Origin of the sequence: Alteromonas sp. S005, from assembly GCF_036864475.1 — a bacterium.
Taxonomy (GTDB): domain Bacteria; phylum Pseudomonadota; class Gammaproteobacteria; order Enterobacterales; family Alteromonadaceae; genus Alteromonas.
Genome location: NZ_JAZETN010000001.1, coordinates 171,375 through 190,296, shown reverse-complemented (window position 1 = coordinate 190,296; position 18,922 = coordinate 171,375). Strand labels below are relative to the sequence as shown.

Sequence of the window (18,922 nt, the reverse complement as noted above, 5' to 3'; positions counted from 1 at the left end):
TTTTTATCGGAATGTTTACCATGGATGATAGTAATCAACACCTCAAACACCTACTAACAAAAACAGATGTGGCGTTTAAAGCACTGATGAGGGAACCTGCCTCAAGGCTTCTAAATGAACAATATGAGAAAGCGAAGCTTGAACTAGATAGCTACACGGCTTCACTTAAACATACGTTGAACCAACGTCACCAACAGCAAAGACAGCGCTAGTGAGAGGCCTTTAATTCTATTAATTAAAGGCCTAAGTAATCTGGCTAAAGGTCTCGAATTGATTGGGTAACGCTTGTGCGAGCTCTCCGGATAATCTTGTGTAATCTGCAAGTACAGACGGTAACTGCTTAACAAGCATGCGTATATTACTTTCAAGCTGGGCAACTTGCGTATCGTTTCTGTAGGACAAAGCCAATTCTATATTGGCAAGCGTTGAAAAAAGTTTTAAACAACGTGACAACCTCGCCTCGGCGGGTTCTGTAACTTTGTCCTCATCTAGTTTATTCTCGCCGTCACTTTTATTCTTTGCTGAGCGCTTCTCAAGATGGTTCCAAGCATTTTGCCACACTGGCTCTAATTGCTTATGTACTTGTAAAAGCCCGTTCAGCCAGCTTTCTAATTCCTTTGAAGGTCTCATCACTCCTTTTACTTCTATCGCTTCAGTGAGTTGACTAGACAATGGTGATTTACTCTTGCGCATAAAGTCTAAATGAGCGCGCAAGCCGTTCATCAAGGTGTCTGCCAGCTCATCGACATCTTTGTCTACTAGCTTGCTGTCACTTGATTGAATAAGCCAAGGCATCCACTGCTCGGGCATGGGGATTTCTGGTGCGGCAGCAACCGCGAAAATCATCCCATCAACGTGATAGGCATTCGGAAGTACGTTTTTGAAATTGGGATGCGAAACAATATCGCTGATGATGTTTACTGGAAACCCGTCTTTCACCATTACTTTCCTTTTTTAATTTGCGTTCTCTTTCTCGAAACGGTAGTCTGCGCGGCCACTTTGCAGAGGGCGTGTTTTCTGACGTCAAATCTATTCCAAAAAAATTGGGATTAGAGACACAGAAAAACGAAAGCTTTGCACTGGGTACGCGACAATAGGTTCAAAACCAATCTGTTACTGTATTGGTTTAGCGGTACTGTTGCGTGCTCGCCTACCTATTGTCATGATAGCAAAACTTAACTAAGAGTCGTTGCAATGGCAAAAGATAAATCAGGATATATCATCGCGGCCGCCTTCATTGGCCCAGGAACAGTAACTACAGCAAGTCTGGCAGGTGCAAACTTTGGTTTTCATTTGGTATGGGCGCTACTTTTTTCCATATTCGCAACCATAGTCTTGCAAGATATGGCAGCGCGCCTTGGTGTGGCCAGCGGCCAAGGCCTTGCCAGTGCCATGAAAAATATGGCTTACAAGCCATGGCTAAAGAATCTTTTTATCGTGCTTATCGTCAGTGCTATCGGCATTGGTAACGCAGCCTATGAGTCGGGCAACCTAACCGGCGCAGCAATTGGCCTAGACGCGTTTATCAACATAGGCATTGGCCCGTGGGCCAGCATATTAGGTACCATCGCAATTGTTTTGCTATGGTCAGGCAGCTACAAGTGGATAGAGACAGTATTGGTTTACCTTGTCTTTATCATGGCGGGTGTATTTTTAGTGACGTTGCTCGTAGCCAAGCCTGATATTGCTGCTATGTTTAGCCAGTTTACTTCACCGCGACTAGACGCAGATGCTATTACCACTGTGCTAGCCCTTATAGGTACAACCATTGTGCCATACAACTTATTCCTTCACGCCAGCCTAGTTGCCAAATCGTCAAAAGGACAGGATAAAAACGACGCCGTAATAGCCTGTCGAAACCAGTCGGCTAGAGCAATTAGCATGGGTGGACTTATTACGCTAATTGTTATGGCCACAGCTATGATGGCGTTTTTCAACCAAGCAGCCACTATGGACGCGTCTAATATGGGCGAGCAGCTTAAACCGGTTTTAGGTGACAAAGCGCAGTGGTTCTTTGCATTAGGATTGTTCGCAGCCGGTTTAACCAGCGCCATTACCGCGCCTTTAGCAGCCGCTTATGCTGTAACTGGGGCGCTTGGGCTACCTGATGATATGCAAAGTAAAAGTTTTAAAGCTGTGTGGTTCATTATCATTGTTGTTGGTGTAAGTGTTGCGGCACTTGGCTTTAAGCCCCTACCCGCTATTTTGTTTGCCCAAGCAACTAATGCCCTACTGCTACCTATTATCGCGATATTTTTACTGGTCGTTATGAACAAAAGCACAGCGCTAGGTGAGTTTAGAAACACATGGAAAAGTAACCTAGCAGGCTTTTTAGTAGTGGGCACTGTAATTGGACTTGGTTTGTATAAACTAATCGGCGTATTTAGCTAGCTTCAAAAATGGGGCTGAAAAATACTCTGCCCCCAATTTTTAGCTGGCGAGACGCTGGAGTATGTCTTGAAGCATGGACTTACTGCAGCCAAAGTTGATTCTGAAATGATCCGCCTTGTGGAAATCTATACCCGGAGATGGGCCTACGCCCTTCTCTTCCGCCCATTGTTGAACGTTTTCTACGCCTAGCCCGCTAGCATCCACCCATGCAAGAAAAGTCGCATCGGCTTTTAGCATCTTAAGACCGTCAATACTGTTGATAGTGTTAAACACCATGTCTCTGTTCTCATGTAAGTAGCTAAGCTGCTGCTGATGCCAATCGTCACACTGAGTGAATGCTGCTTCTGTAGCCGCTAAACCTAGTACGGTTACCCACGGCACTATGCCCGCTGCGGCATTGGTAAATGCCTGACGCAGTTTACGATTAGGAATAATGGCAAAAGACGTACCTAAACCAGCAATATTGAACGTTTTGCTGGCAGCCATAAGTGTTACGCTATTTTCAGCAAGATTAGCCTCGCGACCCGCCGGGATGTGCTGTTTGCCTTCCTCAAGAATAAGGTCGCAGTGAATTTCATCAGAGCAAAGCTTAACGTTGTTCGCGTTACAGATTTCAGCAATGCGATCCAGCTCCGCTTTAGAAAGTACCGAACCTACCGGGTTCATGGGGTTACAAAGAATAAACAGTTTACATTTAGGGTCGGCGGCTTCTCTTTCTAACGCCTCAAAATCTAGCGTGTAGCGCGCACCTTCGACATCTGAAATATTATCAGAACTCGTGCCGTCAGCATTTTGCACTACCGTACCTATGTCTACTCGCTCTAGGCCATTAAGCTTTGGGGCTGCTAGCAATGGCGGGTAATTAGGCGTTTGAATAAGCACTTTATCGCCAGGTTCACAGTATGCTTTGCATGCTACGTTAAACGCAGGTACAACGCCTGGCGTCCACACTAGCCATTCGGGCTGAATTTCCCAATTGTGCTTATCTTTAAGCCATCGCACTACGGCCTGAATAGCGCCGTCGTGATGGGCAGGCAGTATATACCCCATATTTCCATGTTCAACCTGGCTAGAAATGGCATCTAAGATTGGCTGAGCACAACGAAACTCGGTATCAGCCACCCACGCAGGAATGATGTCTCTTCCTTTGTATTTTTGCCATTTGAACGAAAACGTATCTTTTCTAGAAGGGGTATTATCGAATAAGGCGCTCACATTACATCCTGTTGCATAAAAACTTATACCAACAGTGTAGAATTTTAGCGCCTCTTAAACTAGGGGCGTAAGATGAATTAACCCGAATTTGCTATATCGAAATGTACTTTTATAGAGATAAAGCAAAGGCGTTATAAACGCCTAGGTCTGACCTTTAAGGCTTAATTAGCGTTTGTGACCGCTTCTTTAGATTTTTGAACCAGCTCTTCCATACTAAGCGGTTTAGCTAGGAAACCAGTGACTTGAAGCTTTCGCGCTTCAATAACGAGTTCTTTATTGGGGTCAGCTGTTATGAGCAAAAAAGGAACGTCTAAACCCGATGACTGACAGGTTTTTAAAAGACTAAGCCCGTCATAATCGGGCATGACTTGGTCACTAATGATTAAGCTTAACGAATCAGAACTTTGTTGCAGCAAAAAATCTCTAGCAAACTTACTACGCGTAAATGGAAAAACGGTAGCGTCTAACTGCGTTTCTAACGCGTCAGTAATTAGGTCTAACGTGATGGGATCATCTTCAACTACGGCTACAGAAAACACTACCCTTCCCCTTTCATAGGTTCATTAGCCGCTGATATTACAACGACTTAGCTTACGAATTAAAGCGTAAGCCCACTTATCTACAAGCATAGAATCTCAAAACCCATTTGACCACTAACCTTTGGTCGATATTTACGCTTTTTTCAACATAAGACTGTTTGTTTGAAACAACTAATTTTTCACACAAGAACGTAAGTGTGAGTTGGTGAAAAAAGGCAGGCTTGAAAATATCAATTGAGAAAATAAAAAATGCCAGCAAAAGCTGGCATTTTTAAACTGATGTAGTCTTAGAAGCTATTAAGACTTCGGTGCACGCGATGCGCGCTTACGCTCGTTTTCAGTAAGAAGCTTCTTACGAATACGGATAGACTCTGGCGTTACTTCTACTAGTTCATCATCATCGATAAACTCAAGCGCTTGCTCAAGAGACATTTTGATTGGTGGAACTAGGGTTTGCGCTTCGTCAGTACCAGAGGCACGTACGTTTGTAAGCTGCTTACCTTTAAGCGCGTTTACTGTTAGGTCGTTGTCACGGCTGTGAATACCAATAACCATCCCTTCGTAAACTTCAACACCGTGACCGATAAATAGGCGGCCACGCTCTTGTAGGTTAAACAGGGCGTTAGTTAGTGCTTTACCGTTTGCGTTCGCAATTAGTACACCGTTTTTACGCTTACCGATAATTCCGCCTTTGTAAGGGCCGTAGTGATCGAACGTATGATACAGAAGACCAGAACCCGACGTCATTGTCATGAAGTCTGTTTGGAAACCAATTAGACCGCGGCTTGGAATAACGAAATCGATACGTACACGACCTTTGCCATCTGGAGACATATCAGTCATTTCGGCTTTACGAAGACCTAGCTGCTCCATAATAGAGCCTTGGTGTTGCTCTTCACAGTCGATAGTTAGCGTTTCGTAAGGTTCTTGTGTTTCGCCATCTACTTCTTTCAGAATTACTTCTGGACGAGATACAGCAAGCTCGTAACCTTCACGACGCATGTTTTCAATAAGAATGCCTAGGTGAAGTTCACCACGACCTGATACGCGGAACTTATCAGGGTCTTGAGTTTCTTCAACGCGAAGCGCCACGTTGTGTACTAGTTCGTCGTTAAGACGCTCTAGGATGTTACGTGACGTTACGTACTTACCTTCTTTACCCGCAAACGGAGACGTGTTTACCTGGAAGGTCATAGTTACAGTAGGCTCATCAACCGTAAGCGGAGGAAGCGCTTCAACTGTATTTTGGTCACAGATTGTGTCAGAGATCTTAAGTTCGCCAAGACCAGTGATAGCAATGATGTCGCCAGCATGCGCTGATTCAACTTCATGACGTGCAAGACCAAGATAGCCGTAGACTAAGCCAACTTTACCGTTGCGCTTTTCGCCATCAGCAGTAACAACCGTCACTTGTTGGTTTGGCTTAACCGAACCGCGCTTAACACGACCCACACCAATTACGCCCACGTATGAGTTGTAATCAAGCTGAGAGATCTGCATTTGGAAAGGACCGTCTACGTCTGCATCAGGTGCAGAAACTTGCTCAACGATAGTTTCAAACAGCGCATTCATGTCTTCTTGCGGCTCGTCAGCGTCGTGTGATGCCCAGCCATTTAGTGCAGAAGCGTAAACAACTTGGAAATCAAGCTGCTCATCAGTTGCACCTAAGTTGTCGAAAAGGTCAAACACTTGGTCCATTACCCAATCTGGGCGTGCGCCAGGCTTGTCGATTTTATTGATAACAACAATTGGCTTAAGGCCTTGGGCAAATGCTTTTTGCGTTACAAAACGCGTTTGTGGCATTGGACCTTCCTGTGCATCTACAAGTAGAAGTACAGAGTCAGCCATTGACATTACACGTTCTACTTCACCACCGAAGTCAGCGTGTCCTGGAGTGTCTACGATATTGATTCGGTAGTCGTTCCAGTTGATCGCTGTGTTTTTAGCTAGGATGGTAATGCCACGTTCTTTCTCGATGTCGTTCGAGTCCATTACGCGTTCTTCTTGCTCGCCTCGAGATTCAAGGGTGCCAGACTGCTGTAACAGTTTGTCTACCAGGGTGGTTTTACCGTGGTCAACGTGGGCGATGATTGCGATATTACGCAATTTACTAATATCAGTGGTATTCATGCTTAATATAGAGCCTGTGTAAATCGATGCCAACTTAATTCGGGAATCGAATAAGTCTGCATTAGATTTGTTGCAAAAAAATGCAGATAGAGAAATTTGCGCGGATTGTACAGAAAAACCACGACGTTTGCGCACCTTTTTTTGCTTAGAAGTCACTTTTATTAGAATTCCCTCTTTAGTTCAAAAAACAACCATCCCAATTGCACCGAATTGAACATATACAGTGGTGATGTGATACAAAGTGATCTAGGCTAGATGACATAAAAGTAAGAATTAAGCACCACAATAGAGCACTGTCGCACATTTATGGTGCAAACCTATTCAAATGGAAGTGATAGATGCCTGTCTATGCCGCAAAAATCGGCATGCTTGTAAATGGCATGATAATCGCTTTCACTTTTGCCACTGTTGGGGTGAAGCTGATCATTCCGCATTTTTACATTAAACCTGGAGGACACGATGTCAGTAGATAAGGCATTAGAGCTGATTAAAGAAAGTGAAGCGAAGTTTGTAGATTTACGTTTTACCGACACCAAAGGTAAAGAACAACACGTATCAATTCCTGCAAGTGTTGTTGATGAAGAATTCTTCGAAGAAGGTAAAATGTTCGACGGTTCTTCAATTGCTGGTTGGAAAGGCATCAACGAATCAGATATGGTTCTTCTTCCAGACGCAGACAGCTGCGTAGTAGACCCTTTCGCAGAAGAAACACAAGTAAACATCCGTTGTGACATTGTTGAGCCTTCAACAATGGAAGGTTACGAGCGTGACCCACGTTCTGTTGCACGTCGCGCAGAAGAGTACTTGAAATCTACAGGTATCGGCGACACATGTTTCTTCGGCCCAGAGCCAGAGTTCTTCCTTTTCGACGACGTGCGTTTCCACACAGATATGGCAGGCTCGTTCTACAAAATTGATTCTTCAGAAGCAAAGTGGAACTCAGGTGAAGAATTCGAAGGCGGCAACATGGCTCACCGCCCTGGTGTTAAAGGCGGCTACTTCCCAGTACCTCCGGTAGATTCTGCTCACGACATTCGTGCTGCTATGTGTATGGTTATGGAAGAAATGGGCCTTGTTATTGAAGCTCACCACCACGAAGTAGCGACAGCGGGTCAAAACGAGATCGCTTGTGAATTCAACACGCTAGTTAAGAAAGCGGATGAAATTCAAGTTTACAAGTATGTGGTACACAACGTTGCACATGCATACGGTCAAACTGCTACCTTTATGCCTAAGCCACTTGTTGGCGATAACGGTTCTGGTATGCACTGTCACCAGTCTATCTCTAAAGACGGCGTTAACATCTTCGCAGGTGACAAATACGCAGGTCTGTCTGAAGAAGCACTTTACTACATTGGTGGTATCATTAAGCACGCGCGTGCAATCAACGCTTTCGCCAACGCTTCTACAAACTCTTACAAGCGTCTAGTTCCTGGCTTCGAAGCGCCGGTAATGCTTGCATACTCTGCGCGTAACCGTTCTGCATCAATTCGTATTCCGCACGTAACCAGCGATAAAGCGCGTCGTATTGAAGTACGTTTCCCTGACCCAACAGCTAACCCTTACCTTGCATTCTCTGCAATGCTAATGGCTGGCCTTGACGGTATCAAAAACAAGATCCACCCTGGCGATGCTATGGATAAAGACTTGTACGATCTACCTGCAGAAGAAGCGGCTGAAATTCCAACTGTTGCAAGCTCGCTTGAAATGGCACTTGAAGCACTTGATAACGACCGTGACTTCCTTAAAGCAGGTGGCGTTATGACTGACGACATGATTGATGCATACATCGACCTTAAGTCAGAAGAAGTAACTAAACTTAACATGACAACTCACCCAGTTGAGTTCGACATGTACTACAGCGTGTAATAACACTCTGTATAGCGATATATACTAAAGCCCGCTCTGCGGGCTTTTTTTATGGGTGCTAATTAACTACTATGTCATTAGGGTGACGTTAAAAAATAATATCTATGTTTGCGGCATTAGAGCAGCCAGCCAAACGCAAACCTTTTTTAACTATCACTTGATAGACTCAAAGACAGAGCCAGTCTAACAATGTAGTAAGCTAGCATTTTCAAAATATATAGATTAGGTAACGACACGTGCGAAACAAAATGCGATACATTTGCTTATTCACACTACTATTGAGTAGCAGTAATGGATTGTTACCTCTGCAAGCCGCTACGCTGAGCGAAGTGCAAGGCAATAATTTGCAGCAAGAAGCACAAACAAACGAGACAGAGCAAGGCGCCGAGGCATCGACTGCTCCATCATCTTCGACTACAACAATCTATAAGGTGGTAGGAAAAGACGGCTCTATTACTTTCACCGATAAGCCTCAACAAAATGCTGAGCCACTGGCATTCGATGATAAAACCCAAAATGTCGTCACAGCTACTAAAGTGCCTCCCCCACCACCGCTTAAGCCTGATGCCCCAAAACCAAGTTATCGCGTAGTTATTAAATCTCCTGCACCAGAAGCAACAATCCGAAATAACCTAGGTGAGCTTACCATTTCTGCGGCACAAACTGGTGCCCCCAAAGCCCCCATCTATCGTTTAATTTTCGATAACGCCCCATTTGCAAGCAATAGTTCGGGCGTATTTAAACTGTCAGGTGTCCATCGTGGAGCACATACTTACAAAGTTGAGCTAACAAACAATACGGGCAAGACTCTTGCATCGTCTCCAGAACAAACGCTTTACCTACATCAGGCATCGGCGTTAATTAATAACTAAAAGCGTGCAACCATTGTTCTGTAAGCGCACCACCGAGGTTCAGTCAGCTATGTTTGCTTAGCCTCTTATTCGCGCATCGCATTATTGCAAGCTACAATGCACAATTATGGTGCAAAGGAGACGGGCTCGGATGCATTCCACCGAGTTAGAAACACAACAGCTTATAAATAGCTTAAACACTGCATTGGTGATGGTAGATAACAGACTGACCATTGTTTACGCCAACCATGCAGGCGAAGCTTTGTTCGAGACGGGTCTAAAGCAACTTACCGGCCACCCGCTTCAAGACTTTTTCTTACCGGGCACAATTGAGACAACCCGACTTAAAGCGGCGATTAGAAAAGGTGAAGACTTTACCGAGAACGAAATTAAGTTAGCGTTCAGAGATAATCGCTATGTTTCTGCGGATTTAACCGTTACTAATTTACACTTTGAAGATGGCCCTAGGCTGTTGTTCGAAGTAAAAAAGATTGACCAGCAAAAGCGTATTTCTCGAGAGAATTTACAAAATGCACAGCATTATGCGGCTCGAGAGCTAGTACGTGGTCTGGCGCACGAAATAAAAAACCCGCTAGGTGGCATTCGAGGCGCAGCGCAGCTTTTAGAAAAAGAGCTGTTGGAAGAGCACAAAGAATTCACCCGTATGATCATTGAGCAATCTGATCGTCTGCGCAACCTGGTGGATCGTTTGCTAGGCCCTAACTCACTGCCTCGATTCGAAGAAAGTAATGTGCATCAGGCTCTTGAAAAAATACGTAGCCTTATGCGTTTTGATTCAGATAATCCTATAGCTATAGTCCGCGATTATGACCCCAGTATACCGCCGCTTTTATTAGATCCTGATATGATTCAGCAAGCGGTGCTTAATATAGTCAGAAATAGCATTCAGGCCTTAACCGAAAGCCAAACTCCTAACCCTGAAATTAGGTTGGTGACGCGAATTGAGCGCCAAATGACGATTCAAACGAAGCGTCATGCACTGGTTGCCAAAATAAAGATTATAGATAACGGCCCGGGTATTCCTCCTGAAATTAAAGACACACTTTTCTATCCCATGGTCACAAGCAAAAAGAATGGCTCTGGGCTGGGTTTATCCATTTCGCAAACCCTTATTAACCACCACGGCGGCAAAATAGATGTAGACAGCTACCCTGGTCACACTGAGTTCGTAATTTATCTACCAATAGATCGTAAGGAGACAGACGATGACGAATGAGTCTGTGTGGATTGTCGACGATGACAGTTCTATTCGTTGGGTGCTGCAAAAGGCCTTACAAGCCGCTGATATCAGCTGTTTAAGTTTTGAAAACCCTGAAGATTTATTGCTTCAACTTCAAAGCGGCCAAGCCCCCGAAGTCATCATTTCAGATATAAGAATGCCACAAATGGACGGCATGACATTACTGAACGAAGTACACGCTTCCCATCCATTGCTTCCCGTTATCATTATGACGGCGCATTCGGATTTAGACAGCGCGGTAAACGCTTATCAAAAAGGGGCATTTGAATACTTGCCAAAACCTTTTGATATCGACGAAGCGGTAACCTTAACCCAACGCGCCCTTGCTCATGCAAGAGAGCAGTCGACGGTGTCCAAGTCACAAGTTGAAGACGTTGTGACTGAGATAATTGGTGAAGCACCTGCAATGCAGGAAGTCTTCCGTGCTATAGGTCGACTTTCACGTTCTTCGATTAGCGTGCTCATTAACGGCCAATCGGGTACGGGTAAAGAGCTGGTGGCGCACGCACTTCATAGACACAGCCCCAGAGCGAGCAAGCCTTTTATTGCGCTTAATATGGCTGCAATCCCCGCTGACTTGGTTGAGTCTGAGCTATTTGGTCATGAAAAAGGCGCCTTTACTGGTGCACAAGCAGCACGCCAAGGGCGTTTTGAACAAGCTGACGGCGGCACACTTTTCTTAGATGAAATAGGCGATATGCCGTTAGACGTGCAAACCCGCCTTTTACGAGTACTCGCAGACGGTCAGTTTTATCGCGTAGGTGGCCATCAATCGGTAAGCGTTGATGTACGCATTATCGCAGCCACCCACCAAAACCTAGAGCAGCGCGTCGCTGAAGGAAAATTCAGGGAAGATTTATTTCACCGCTTGAACGTTATTCGTGTGCACCTTCCATCGCTGAATGAACGCCGCGAAGATATTCCATTGTTAACGCGCCATTTCCTTCGCCGAGCAGCAAAAGAGCTGGATGTAGAGGCTAAGAGTATTTCTAAAGAAGCTGAACGCGTTATGTCTCAGCTGCCCTGGCCCGGTAATGTAAGGCAGTTAGAAAACGTATGCCGCTGGCTAACTGTCATGGCAAGTGGGCAAGAAGTCTTACCGAGCGATCTGCCGCCAGAAATTCACAGCGATAGCAGTATTGAAAAGCCTAGTGCCGAATCGGGTGATTGGCCAGATTTACTAGCCAGCTGGACCGACAAACAACTACGCGATGGTCATCATAATATCCTTAACGACGCTATGCTGACTTTCGAGCGCGTTATGCTCGAACGGGCACTTCAGCACACCCACGGCCACAAGCAAGATGCGGCTAAACGTTTGGGTTGGGGTAGAAACACGCTTACCCGTAAGCTGAAAGAACTCGGTGTGAATTAACGCAAAAATTGCAAAAAAGGGCATGTGCGTGCCCTTTTTAATTTTCTTTACTCATCTTCATACACCAATATATCGCCAGGTTGGCACTGTAGATGGTGACAAATTGCTTCTAATGTTGTGAATCGAATACCTTTAACTTTGCCGCTTTTCAATAGCGACAAATTTGCCTCAGTTATTCCAATCTTTTGTGCCAGATCTTTAGAGCGAATTTTGCGCTTCGCCATCATAACGTCAAGGTTAACAAGAACAGGCATCACACAATCTCTTTGTTTTCTTTGTCTAATTCTGCAGCAGCGCTAAATAAGTGAACTAGCACAGGTAAGCACAATACTATAATTAAAGTCATCGGGTTGAGACTTATATCAATTGAACTATTAGGCACTACTAGATAAGTCGCAAAGGGCGTCATTAACATTTTATAACCAACATAAAAAACCGTGATCCAAGATACGTATTTCAAGTGACGTAAAGTGGTTTTGCCATAAAATAGTCCTCTACTTAGTGCAAGTAGCAAATGCTGAAGGAAATAGAAGCCAAGCAACCAGCAACCAATTAAAGGAGAGAAAATGGTTGCTAATAAAAACCGCGACTCTCTGTACTGAAGCCACAAGGCGTTAAACTGGCTGCCTCCAAAAGTCACCCACCACTGCCCTTGAAATACGAAGCCGTAGAAAGCAATACTTAAAAAAATGCCCACAACAGCAAACAGCACCATTCGAGTGAAGTGACTTACCCGTTTTAAATTTTCTATAGATTGCATTGCGCGCTCTTCTTTTCCCTTTTCGGACAGTGTACGCCACCGCACTAGACAACTCAAAAAGTCATTGCATAACAGAAACATTTTATTACAAAGCATATATTAATTATTGCAAAACAATAATTATTTTCCCTTACACTTAATTAAAATAATAAGGGAATTGTTATGACAAATCACACCAAAAAAGCTACATGTATTCGCTGTAAATGTAATTGTCTGCGTTGGGTACTAGTTACGACTGTACTCATTGGCCTGTCAGGATGTCGTATTTGGGACATGGCCGCCTTTCAGTGGAAAAATGAGAATGCAAAAATCGCTTGGCAGAGCGAAGACAAAAACGTTGACAAAGCATTCGTAGATGAAGCCATTACTCGAACCGTGGTGCCTTTTACTATGCTCAATGACCACATTTTGGTGAATGTGACCGTTAATAAAACCATGCCCCTCACTTTCGTACTAGACTCGGGCGCAGCAGCCACCGTTTTAACCGAAACTAATAAAACCAATGCACTTAAGTTACCTACGAACAAGCCAATTGCGATAGGGGGATCAGGAGGCGGAAAGACGCCAACGGCTTACATCGTGCATGACACCCATATTCAATTAGGCGATTTTTCTATATCTGACTTATCGGTCATTTATGCACCAACATCTGCGATGCCGTTTCGCAGTGTAGATGAAACCTATTTCGACGGTGTACTTGGCGCTGATTTTTTTAATTGTTGTCTTGTAGAGATAAACCAGGACGCTAAGGTACTGATAATTACCAAACCAGATGATAGCAGCAGAGAGCACTATGGCATTGAACAGTGGCAAGAAATTGCGATGACCGTAAAGAGCAATACGCCCTACTTCACCACAACACTTCACGATGGAAAGAGCTCAAAAACGGTAAAACTCATGCTGGATACCGGTTCGACAGGAACATTAAGCTTATTCGCTCAAAATGAACGTTTTGCGTTGCCAGATAAAACCTTTGCAGCAACCAGCACTGGAATTAAAGGGGATTCGGCCAACCTTGTGGGATCACTTTCCCACTTCTCTTTTGGCGACGTCACGTTTGAACATCTACCTACATACTTCAGGTTTGAGGGGAGTAATTCGCAGGACGGAAGCGACGGGGTACTTGGCAATCAAGTTTTAAAACGTTTTAACACTGTGTTTGATTTCTCTGAAGAGCGCATGTGGTATCAACCCAGCAAGCGATTTAGTTCCTTTATTGGCGCAGATCGTTCTGGCCTTCGCCTGCTCCCTCATTCCCAAGGTGCCATTGTCTTAGATGTTGCTAAAGATACCGGCGCTTATGCTGCCAAAATTTTAGTCAACAGTATCATCACGGACTTTGAGGGAGAGCCTGTTACCTATGCAAACTTCGATAAACTGAAAATGGCGCTGAGTCATCCCAAAAGAGAAACAGTGCCACTTTGTTGGGAATTTAAAAACCAGAAGTTCTGCAACGAAATACAGCTTGATTCGAGAATTTGATTTGGCAGCAATTGAAGACAGCCAACTAGTCAATTGGCACCTAATTCAACTAATAGCTAATTTAACAAACAAAGGGCAGCGTTTACTGCCCTTTAGTTAAAAGCGCTGTCATCGCCTGATTAAACAGTCTCACCCACTTCATACTGAACTGGCCTTTGGCACTGCGGTTGATCTCTATCACCGCTTCTTTTTTGGAAAGCACATTATCTTCATTGTGCGCTCTGGGGTGCGTCATTGCGTCGTAGGTATCGACAATGGCAAGTAGCTTCGCGCCTTCACAGATATCGTCTTCTTTTATGCCTAGCGGATAACCGGTCCCATCGGTGCGCTCATGGTGTTGCATCACTATTTTACGTGCCATGTCCCATTGGTCTAGGTGCTCTAACAAACGGGCGCTTTTGTAAACATGAGATCGCATCAGATTAAACTCGATATCCGTCAATTCATCGCCTTTATGCAGCAGCTTTAAAGGCATAAACGCCATGCCAAAATCATGAACGTAACTGGCTACCGCCAGCTGATCTTCGTCAATTGGATTTTCAGCAACATCGTTAATATACATGGCTAATTTAGCAATACGATCACCCCTTCCCCCCCAATAGTTAGAGCGACGTTCGATGGTTTGCATTAGGTCACGGAAAAATAAAATATCTTGCTTCTTTTCACTGCTAATGTCTTTTGGTATGCCCGTTGCTGCTAATGTAGGTGGTTTTATCTGCACGTTTTCAGGGTCGCCGCTGTCAGCAACAATATCTAACGCTGGATTTAACAGTAACACAGCTTCAGTGAGGCGCTTTTCGTGCTCAGCCGTGTTCTCTGGTGTAACACGACCAATTGCTAACACCAGTTGGTTGTGAAGGTTGTCATCATACTCAGCCTTACCGTCAGCCATTACAGCTTCTACAAAGGCCTTCACCCTATCCATCGTCAGTAGCACCAAGTCGCTCATGGTACTGGTATACGCTACCTGCCCTTTACGTAAGTAATCGAGTAAATCTTCGACATGCTGTAAAAGGGGTATCATCGGCGAGAAATTAACTAAGCCTAAATCGCCCTTAATGGTGTGGATTGAACGAAACAGAGCACGCTGTAACTCGTTATCTTCTGGACGAAGCTCTAACTCAATCAAGGTTTGTTCGCTTGATTCATAGAGTTCGTTTATTTCCTCCATAAGGTCAGCAAGAATATCTTCTTCTAGGTCGTCTGGAGTAAATGTCTGCATGTAATGAATACCGAGTTAAATTCGATTAGCCTTGTATTATTGTAATTCGGTATCGGCAAAATTTCCTCATACTAAAGGTGATAAAAAACAACTTTCACAAATGATAACCCTATTAAATCTTGAAGCTGTAAAAACTCATCGGACAAGTGTACGCTGAAACTTCATCTATACTGCGCGCGTTAATTGTATCTAGGAGTTGTTTTGATCGCTTTATTTCGCATACCGGCACTATTTATTGCCTTTTTACTAATCAACATTATTTTGCTGATCATTTGTATCGTACGCCCTTTTCACAAGGATAACGTGCATGCAGCCGGTAGTTTGTATTCGCTTATGGCCAAAATAGTGGGTCTTAAAATTGTTATTCAAAAAGACCCCGCTGTAAAAATAAACGAGCCTTACATTTTCATCGCAAATCACCAAAACAGCTTTGACGTTATAACAATTTGTAAGGCTGCACTTCCTGGCGTAGTCACAATCGGAAAAAAGAGTTTGAAGTGGATCCCTATTTTTGGCCAAATTTATTGGCTGTCGGGGAATATCATGATCGATAGAAAAAATTCAGGAAAAGCGCGAAACACCCTAGATATCGCCGCTAACCGCATAGCCAAAAAGAAAACATCTGTATGGCTATTCCCTGAAGGTACGAGAAGTTACGGCAGAGGCATTTTGCCGTTTAAGCAAGGCGCTTTTCGTTTAGCCAAAACCACTCATGAGCCGATTGTCATGGTAACGGCCAGTAATCTACACAATAAAGTGAAATGGAACCGCTGGGACAATGGAATTGTGCTTATTGATATTTCTGCTCCTGAGGCATTAACAGAAGAGCGTTCAATCAAAGAGTGGATGGCGCATTTCAACGATGAAATGAAACAAAAATTTGATACGCTTAATACACAGGTCGATGAACTGGAAAAAAGCAGGTAAACTTGCGCCTAAATTGCTAACGAGTGTTTATTATGACCCAGTTCGATGAAAGAGAAGAGTGGTACGAGTTTAACCAAGAGACCATTGATGCCCTTCTAGAAGATGGCAGTCAAGCTGATGCCGACTATACCATTGAGCACCATTTCGCCAGCACCGACTTCGACGTATTGGAAAAAGCGGCTGTCGATGCCTTCAAAGCTGGTTTTGAAGTGACTGACGCCGAAGAGTTAATTCTTGACGACGGCGAAACCATTTTTTGCTTCGACGCCGTGGTAGAAAGAAAATTAGATATTGAAAAGCTAAATGCTGATTCCGATGCACTGTTAAAAATCGCCGACAAACACGATGTAACTTACGATGGATGGGGCACATATTTCGAACCACGTGAAGAAGGCGAGTACGAAGAAGAAGACCACCACTTCGACGACTAATTCTTTATAGCCCCTACAAAGCTGAAGACCCATTAAGTTACACTTCAGCTTTTGTTCATCTTTTTTCGTCAACAATGGCTCTGTCATTATCGATTGGAAAAGGATGGACAGATGAAACATTTAGTATCAACACTCACAGCATATTCTGCTATCGCCGCATTACAGCTTGTGTTTTTGTCACCTGTACATGCAAAAACCGATAGAAGTGCAAAAGAAAAACAAGTTACCTCAAGCGAATTCCGTTACGACAAACCATTTGTAGCCGCAAAATCCCTACTGCCAAAAACCACAAGTGAATTGACTAATAACAGTGTTGTCGAGCAGTCTACCGATAAGGTCAAGGCACAACAAAGCACACTCAATAAAACCAATAAGCATCAACAACACCTAGGTGTAAATAAGTCATCAAGCGATATTGTGGTCAGTAGCGTTAATGAATTTTGGATTTATGAAAGCTGGGTGACGCTACAGCAAGATATTGACTACGACGGATATCACTCTGCATTTTCTATTGAGTTTGACGCCGACACGATTTTCACACGAGCGCCCGTATACGCTGTTCTGTATCTAGGTAGAGACGGTGTTTATGACGCTATACATGTTTCTTCGGAGTTCTATATTTATTCAGAAGATTCGACCGATACATTCACCATTGAAAGTACACTAGTATCTGGTTTCTCACCTAGCGATTACGATATCCTGCTAGAACTTTACGATGCGGATACCGAAGAGCTAGTGGCATTTACCGATGCTTATGACGACAACGAACTTGCCTACCTTCCTCTTGAGAGTGAGAACAATGAGTACGTTGTAGAAGATACGGTAGTTATCGTAGAAGAGCATGGCGGTGCCTGGTCGCTACTTCCATTGTTTCTGCTTGGAGGCATTGTACTTAAGAGACGCTCAATCAAACTCTTTCGTCGCTAATTTAATCTTCCACTAACCTTTCACATTCATTCTTGCCAAAAGCTGTTTCAAACACTGCTTTTGGCTATTTTTTAAATTCCCCTTTTAAAAAGTCATCATTCTTTGTCGGTTGAGTTCCCTCAACTTCCACCATCACTTTTTCAAAAATCTGCTTACATTTTTTTGGTAACACTATGAAATAAGTGCCAGAATGTAGCAAAGGACCTTCTTTATACGGACTGCCACAATGTCTACTAAGCCTTTAAAGAAAAATATTTCTTCTGCATCACGTCGAACTCTGCTGAAGGCAGGTCTAGCGTTTGGATTGACGGCGGGCATAACACCTTTTGCTATTGGCAAAACTAAGCCAACGCTTCGGGTTATGGGTACGCACGTTACTTTACAGGAAGCTATTCGTCAGCGTGCAATCGAAGACTTAGGTATTAACATAGAGTTTGAACCCGGCGGAAGTGCCGCTGTTTTGCAAAAAGCCTCTATGAACCCCCACTCTTTTGATTTATACGAACAATGGTCAAATAGCATTAACGTTCTGTGGCGCGCAAAAGCTATTCAACCTATACAAAAAAAGCGACTTCAATACTGGGGTGAAATAAACAATTTAAGTAAAACCGGTAAGCTCACTGAAAATGCTCGCATGGGCGCGGGTGATGCCCCCCATAAGATTCTTAATGTACAGGGCGATGGCTCTTTAGGTGAAAAGCATACCGACGGCATCAGCTTTTTACCCTATGTACATAATGTGGACTCATTTGGTTACGACACTACAAAGCTACCTACCGAACTGCAGGGACAAGAAGAAAGCTGGGGCTGGCTGCTAGACCGTCACTTTTCTGGAAAAGTGGGTATTGTAAACGACCCCACTATCGGGCTATTCGATCTAGCGTTAGCCGCGCAAGCAAAAGGGTTCATCACTTTTAACGATATAGGTGCAATCACCGAATACGAGTTGGACGATCTGTTCAACCTGCTAATTGAGTTAACGCAGTTGAATCACTTTAACGGCTTTTGGACATCGGTACCGGAATCTGTTGAGTTTATGAAAAGCGGCCGAGTCGCTATTGAAAGTATGTTTTCACCAGCTGTTTCAGCGCTAAATGGCCAAAATATTCCCGTTACATTTGCAGCTCCGAAAGAAGGTTATAGAGGATGGCATGGCGTAATGTGCCTTTCTTCAGCTACCCAAGGAAGAATGAAAGATGTAGCTTACGAATATATGAATTGGTGGCTATCAGGTTGGCCCGGTGCATTTATAGCAAGGCAAGGCTATTACATTTCAAATCCTCAACGTTCTGCCGATTATTTATCGCAGGCTGAGTGGGATTATTGGTATAAGGGTAAAGTTGCTTCTGAACCACTAAAGGGCCCAGATGGCAAAGTTAGTGTACAAAAAGGAGCACAGCGAACCGGCGGTAGTTATGAAGAGCGCTTTAGTAACGTTGCAGTTTGGAATACGGTCATGCCAAGCTATGAATATAGCTTACAAAAGTGGTATGAATTTATCACTGCATAATACAATTTAATACCACATCTTAAATGGAATAA

General features: G+C 43.9%; 18 protein-coding genes. 11 read left to right on the top strand and 7 right to left on the bottom strand.

Annotated features, from left to right (window positions below):
- Window positions 1–20: 20 nt before the first annotated feature.
- Window positions 21–212 carry a hypothetical protein gene (locus tag V7R55_RS00750; protein ID WP_334056501.1) on the top strand — a complete coding sequence of 64 codons (192 nt, stop codon included), beginning with the start codon at window positions 21–23 and terminating at the stop codon, window positions 210–212.
- 31 nt (window positions 213–243) lie between these two features.
- On the opposite strand, the gene V7R55_RS00745 is transcribed toward V7R55_RS00750, so the two are convergent.
- Entirely contained in the window at window positions 244–942 is a 699-nt protein-coding gene (locus V7R55_RS00745; RefSeq protein WP_334056499.1) for a UPF0149 family protein, read from the bottom strand.
- A 252-nt stretch (window positions 943–1,194) separates the two neighbouring features.
- Here V7R55_RS00745 and V7R55_RS00740 point away from each other — a divergent pair, with 252 nt between their 5' ends.
- Window positions 1,195–2,391, top strand: a complete 1,197-nt coding sequence (locus V7R55_RS00740) for an Nramp family divalent metal transporter (RefSeq protein ID WP_334056497.1) — start codon at window positions 1,195–1,197, stop codon at window positions 2,389–2,391.
- Window positions 2,392–2,430: 39 nt separating this feature from the next.
- On the opposite strand, the gene V7R55_RS00735 is transcribed toward V7R55_RS00740, so the two are convergent.
- From V7R55_RS00735 to typA, 3 genes are all read right to left on the bottom strand, one after another.
- Entirely contained in the window at window positions 2,431–3,606 is a 1,176-nt protein-coding gene (locus V7R55_RS00735; protein ID WP_334056494.1) for a MalY/PatB family protein, read from the bottom strand.
- Window positions 3,607–3,767: 161 nt separating this feature from the next.
- Window positions 3,768–4,145 carry a response regulator gene (locus V7R55_RS00730; RefSeq protein WP_334056493.1) on the bottom strand — a complete coding sequence of 126 codons (378 nt, stop codon included), beginning with the start codon at window positions 4,143–4,145 and terminating at the stop codon, window positions 3,768–3,770.
- A gap of 297 nt (window positions 4,146–4,442) precedes the next feature.
- A complete protein-coding gene (gene typA, locus V7R55_RS00725) occupies window positions 4,443–6,275 on the bottom strand; it encodes a translational GTPase TypA (RefSeq protein ID WP_118492505.1) in 1,833 nt (610 codons plus the stop codon).
- Between the two features lie 459 nt (window positions 6,276–6,734).
- Here typA and glnA point away from each other — a divergent pair, with 459 nt between their 5' ends.
- The 4 genes from glnA (at window position 6,735) to glnG (ending at window position 11,631) form a co-directional block, all read left to right on the top strand.
- Complete coding sequence (gene glnA / locus V7R55_RS00720) at window positions 6,735–8,144, top strand: glutamate--ammonia ligase (protein ID WP_020746516.1); 1,410 nt, start codon at window positions 6,735–6,737, stop codon at window positions 8,142–8,144.
- A gap of 248 nt (window positions 8,145–8,392) precedes the next feature.
- A complete protein-coding gene (locus tag V7R55_RS00715; protein ID WP_438823566.1) occupies window positions 8,393–9,016 on the top strand; it encodes a DUF4124 domain-containing protein in 624 nt (207 codons plus the stop codon).
- A 130-nt stretch (window positions 9,017–9,146) separates the two neighbouring features.
- Window positions 9,147–10,232, top strand: coding sequence for a nitrogen regulation protein NR(II) (gene glnL / locus V7R55_RS00710; RefSeq protein ID WP_334056490.1), 1,086 nt, complete (start codon window positions 9,147–9,149; stop codon window positions 10,230–10,232).
- Entirely contained in the window at window positions 10,222–11,631 is a 1,410-nt protein-coding gene (glnG, locus tag V7R55_RS00705; RefSeq protein ID WP_269916696.1) for a nitrogen regulation protein NR(I), read from the top strand. The genes glnL and glnG overlap by 11 nt, the downstream gene beginning before the upstream one ends.
- A 47-nt stretch (window positions 11,632–11,678) precedes the next feature.
- On the opposite strand, the gene V7R55_RS00700 is transcribed toward glnG, so the two are convergent.
- Together V7R55_RS00700 and V7R55_RS00695 are read right to left on the bottom strand one after the other, a co-directional pair.
- On the bottom strand, window positions 11,679–11,885 hold the full coding sequence (locus tag V7R55_RS00700; protein ID WP_334057124.1) for a helix-turn-helix domain-containing protein: 207 nt from the start codon (window positions 11,883–11,885) through the stop codon (window positions 11,679–11,681).
- The gene (locus V7R55_RS00695; RefSeq protein ID WP_334056486.1) at window positions 11,885–12,391 is read right to left on the bottom strand and encodes a hypothetical protein; all 507 of its coding nucleotides are present in this window, start codon (window positions 12,389–12,391) and stop codon (window positions 11,885–11,887) included. Before V7R55_RS00695 ends, V7R55_RS00700 begins: the two co-directional genes overlap by 1 nt.
- 162 nt (window positions 12,392–12,553) lie before the next feature.
- On the opposite strand from V7R55_RS00695, the gene V7R55_RS00690 reads away from it, so the two are divergent.
- Complete coding sequence (locus V7R55_RS00690; RefSeq protein WP_334056484.1) at window positions 12,554–13,873, top strand: retroviral-like aspartic protease family protein; 1,320 nt, start codon at window positions 12,554–12,556, stop codon at window positions 13,871–13,873.
- A gap of 82 nt (window positions 13,874–13,955) precedes the next feature.
- Here V7R55_RS00690 and V7R55_RS00685 read toward each other — a convergent pair whose 3' ends face one another.
- On the bottom strand, window positions 13,956–15,095 hold the full coding sequence (locus V7R55_RS00685; protein WP_334056483.1) for an HD-GYP domain-containing protein: 1,140 nt from the start codon (window positions 15,093–15,095) through the stop codon (window positions 13,956–13,958).
- A 201-nt stretch (window positions 15,096–15,296) separates the two neighbouring features.
- Here V7R55_RS00685 and V7R55_RS00680 point away from each other — a divergent pair, with 201 nt between their 5' ends.
- From V7R55_RS00680 to V7R55_RS00665, 4 genes are all read left to right on the top strand, one after another.
- Window positions 15,297–16,022: a 1-acylglycerol-3-phosphate O-acyltransferase gene (locus V7R55_RS00680; RefSeq protein ID WP_334056481.1), complete on the top strand. Its 726-nt coding sequence runs from the start codon at window positions 15,297–15,299 to the stop codon at window positions 16,020–16,022.
- A 32-nt stretch (window positions 16,023–16,054) separates the two neighbouring features.
- On the top strand, window positions 16,055–16,453 hold the full coding sequence (rraB, locus tag V7R55_RS00675; RefSeq protein ID WP_334056479.1) for a ribonuclease E inhibitor RraB: 399 nt from the start codon (window positions 16,055–16,057) through the stop codon (window positions 16,451–16,453).
- Window positions 16,454–16,564: 111 nt separating this feature from the next.
- Complete coding sequence (locus V7R55_RS00670; protein WP_334056477.1) at window positions 16,565–17,380, top strand: choice-of-anchor H family protein; 816 nt, start codon at window positions 16,565–16,567, stop codon at window positions 17,378–17,380.
- Between the two features lie 226 nt (window positions 17,381–17,606).
- The gene (locus V7R55_RS00665; RefSeq protein WP_334056475.1) at window positions 17,607–18,890 is read left to right on the top strand and encodes an ABC transporter substrate-binding protein; all 1,284 of its coding nucleotides are present in this window, start codon (window positions 17,607–17,609) and stop codon (window positions 18,888–18,890) included.
- Window positions 18,891–18,922: the final 32 nt, after the last annotated feature.

What these genes read in the sequence shown, in the direction of transcription:
- V7R55_RS00700 (WP_334057124.1), bottom strand. Translation starts at nt 11,885, where the DNA reads ATGCCTGTTCTTGTTAACCTTGACGTTATGATGGCGAAGCGCAAAATT.
- typA (WP_118492505.1), bottom strand. Translation starts at nt 6,275, where the DNA reads ATGAATACCACTGATATTAGTAAATTGCGTAATATCGCAATCATCGCC.
- V7R55_RS00740 (WP_334056497.1), top strand. Translation starts at nt 1,195, where the DNA reads ATGGCAAAAGATAAATCAGGATATATCATCGCGGCCGCCTTCATTGGC.
- V7R55_RS00690 (WP_334056484.1), top strand. Translation starts at nt 12,554, where the DNA reads ATGACAAATCACACCAAAAAAGCTACATGTATTCGCTGTAAATGTAAT.
- V7R55_RS00685 (WP_334056483.1), bottom strand. Translation starts at nt 15,095, where the DNA reads ATGCAGACATTTACTCCAGACGACCTAGAAGAAGATATTCTTGCTGAC.
- rraB (WP_334056479.1), top strand. Translation starts at nt 16,055, where the DNA reads ATGACCCAGTTCGATGAAAGAGAAGAGTGGTACGAGTTTAACCAAGAG.
- V7R55_RS00695 (WP_334056486.1), bottom strand. Translation starts at nt 12,391, where the DNA reads ATGCAATCTATAGAAAATTTAAAACGGGTAAGTCACTTCACTCGAATG.
- V7R55_RS00750 (WP_334056501.1), top strand. Translation starts at nt 21, where the DNA reads ATGGATGATAGTAATCAACACCTCAAACACCTACTAACAAAAACAGAT.
- V7R55_RS00745 (WP_334056499.1), bottom strand. Translation starts at nt 942, where the DNA reads ATGGTGAAAGACGGGTTTCCAGTAAACATCATCAGCGATATTGTTTCG.
- glnG (WP_269916696.1), top strand. Translation starts at nt 10,222, where the DNA reads ATGACGAATGAGTCTGTGTGGATTGTCGACGATGACAGTTCTATTCGT.
- glnL (WP_334056490.1), top strand. Translation starts at nt 9,147, where the DNA reads ATGCATTCCACCGAGTTAGAAACACAACAGCTTATAAATAGCTTAAAC.
- glnA (WP_020746516.1), top strand. Translation starts at nt 6,735, where the DNA reads ATGTCAGTAGATAAGGCATTAGAGCTGATTAAAGAAAGTGAAGCGAAG.
- V7R55_RS00715 (WP_438823566.1), top strand. Translation starts at nt 8,393, where the DNA reads ATGCGATACATTTGCTTATTCACACTACTATTGAGTAGCAGTAATGGA.
- V7R55_RS00670 (WP_334056477.1), top strand. Translation starts at nt 16,565, where the DNA reads ATGAAACATTTAGTATCAACACTCACAGCATATTCTGCTATCGCCGCA.
- V7R55_RS00665 (WP_334056475.1), top strand. Translation starts at nt 17,607, where the DNA reads ATGTCTACTAAGCCTTTAAAGAAAAATATTTCTTCTGCATCACGTCGA.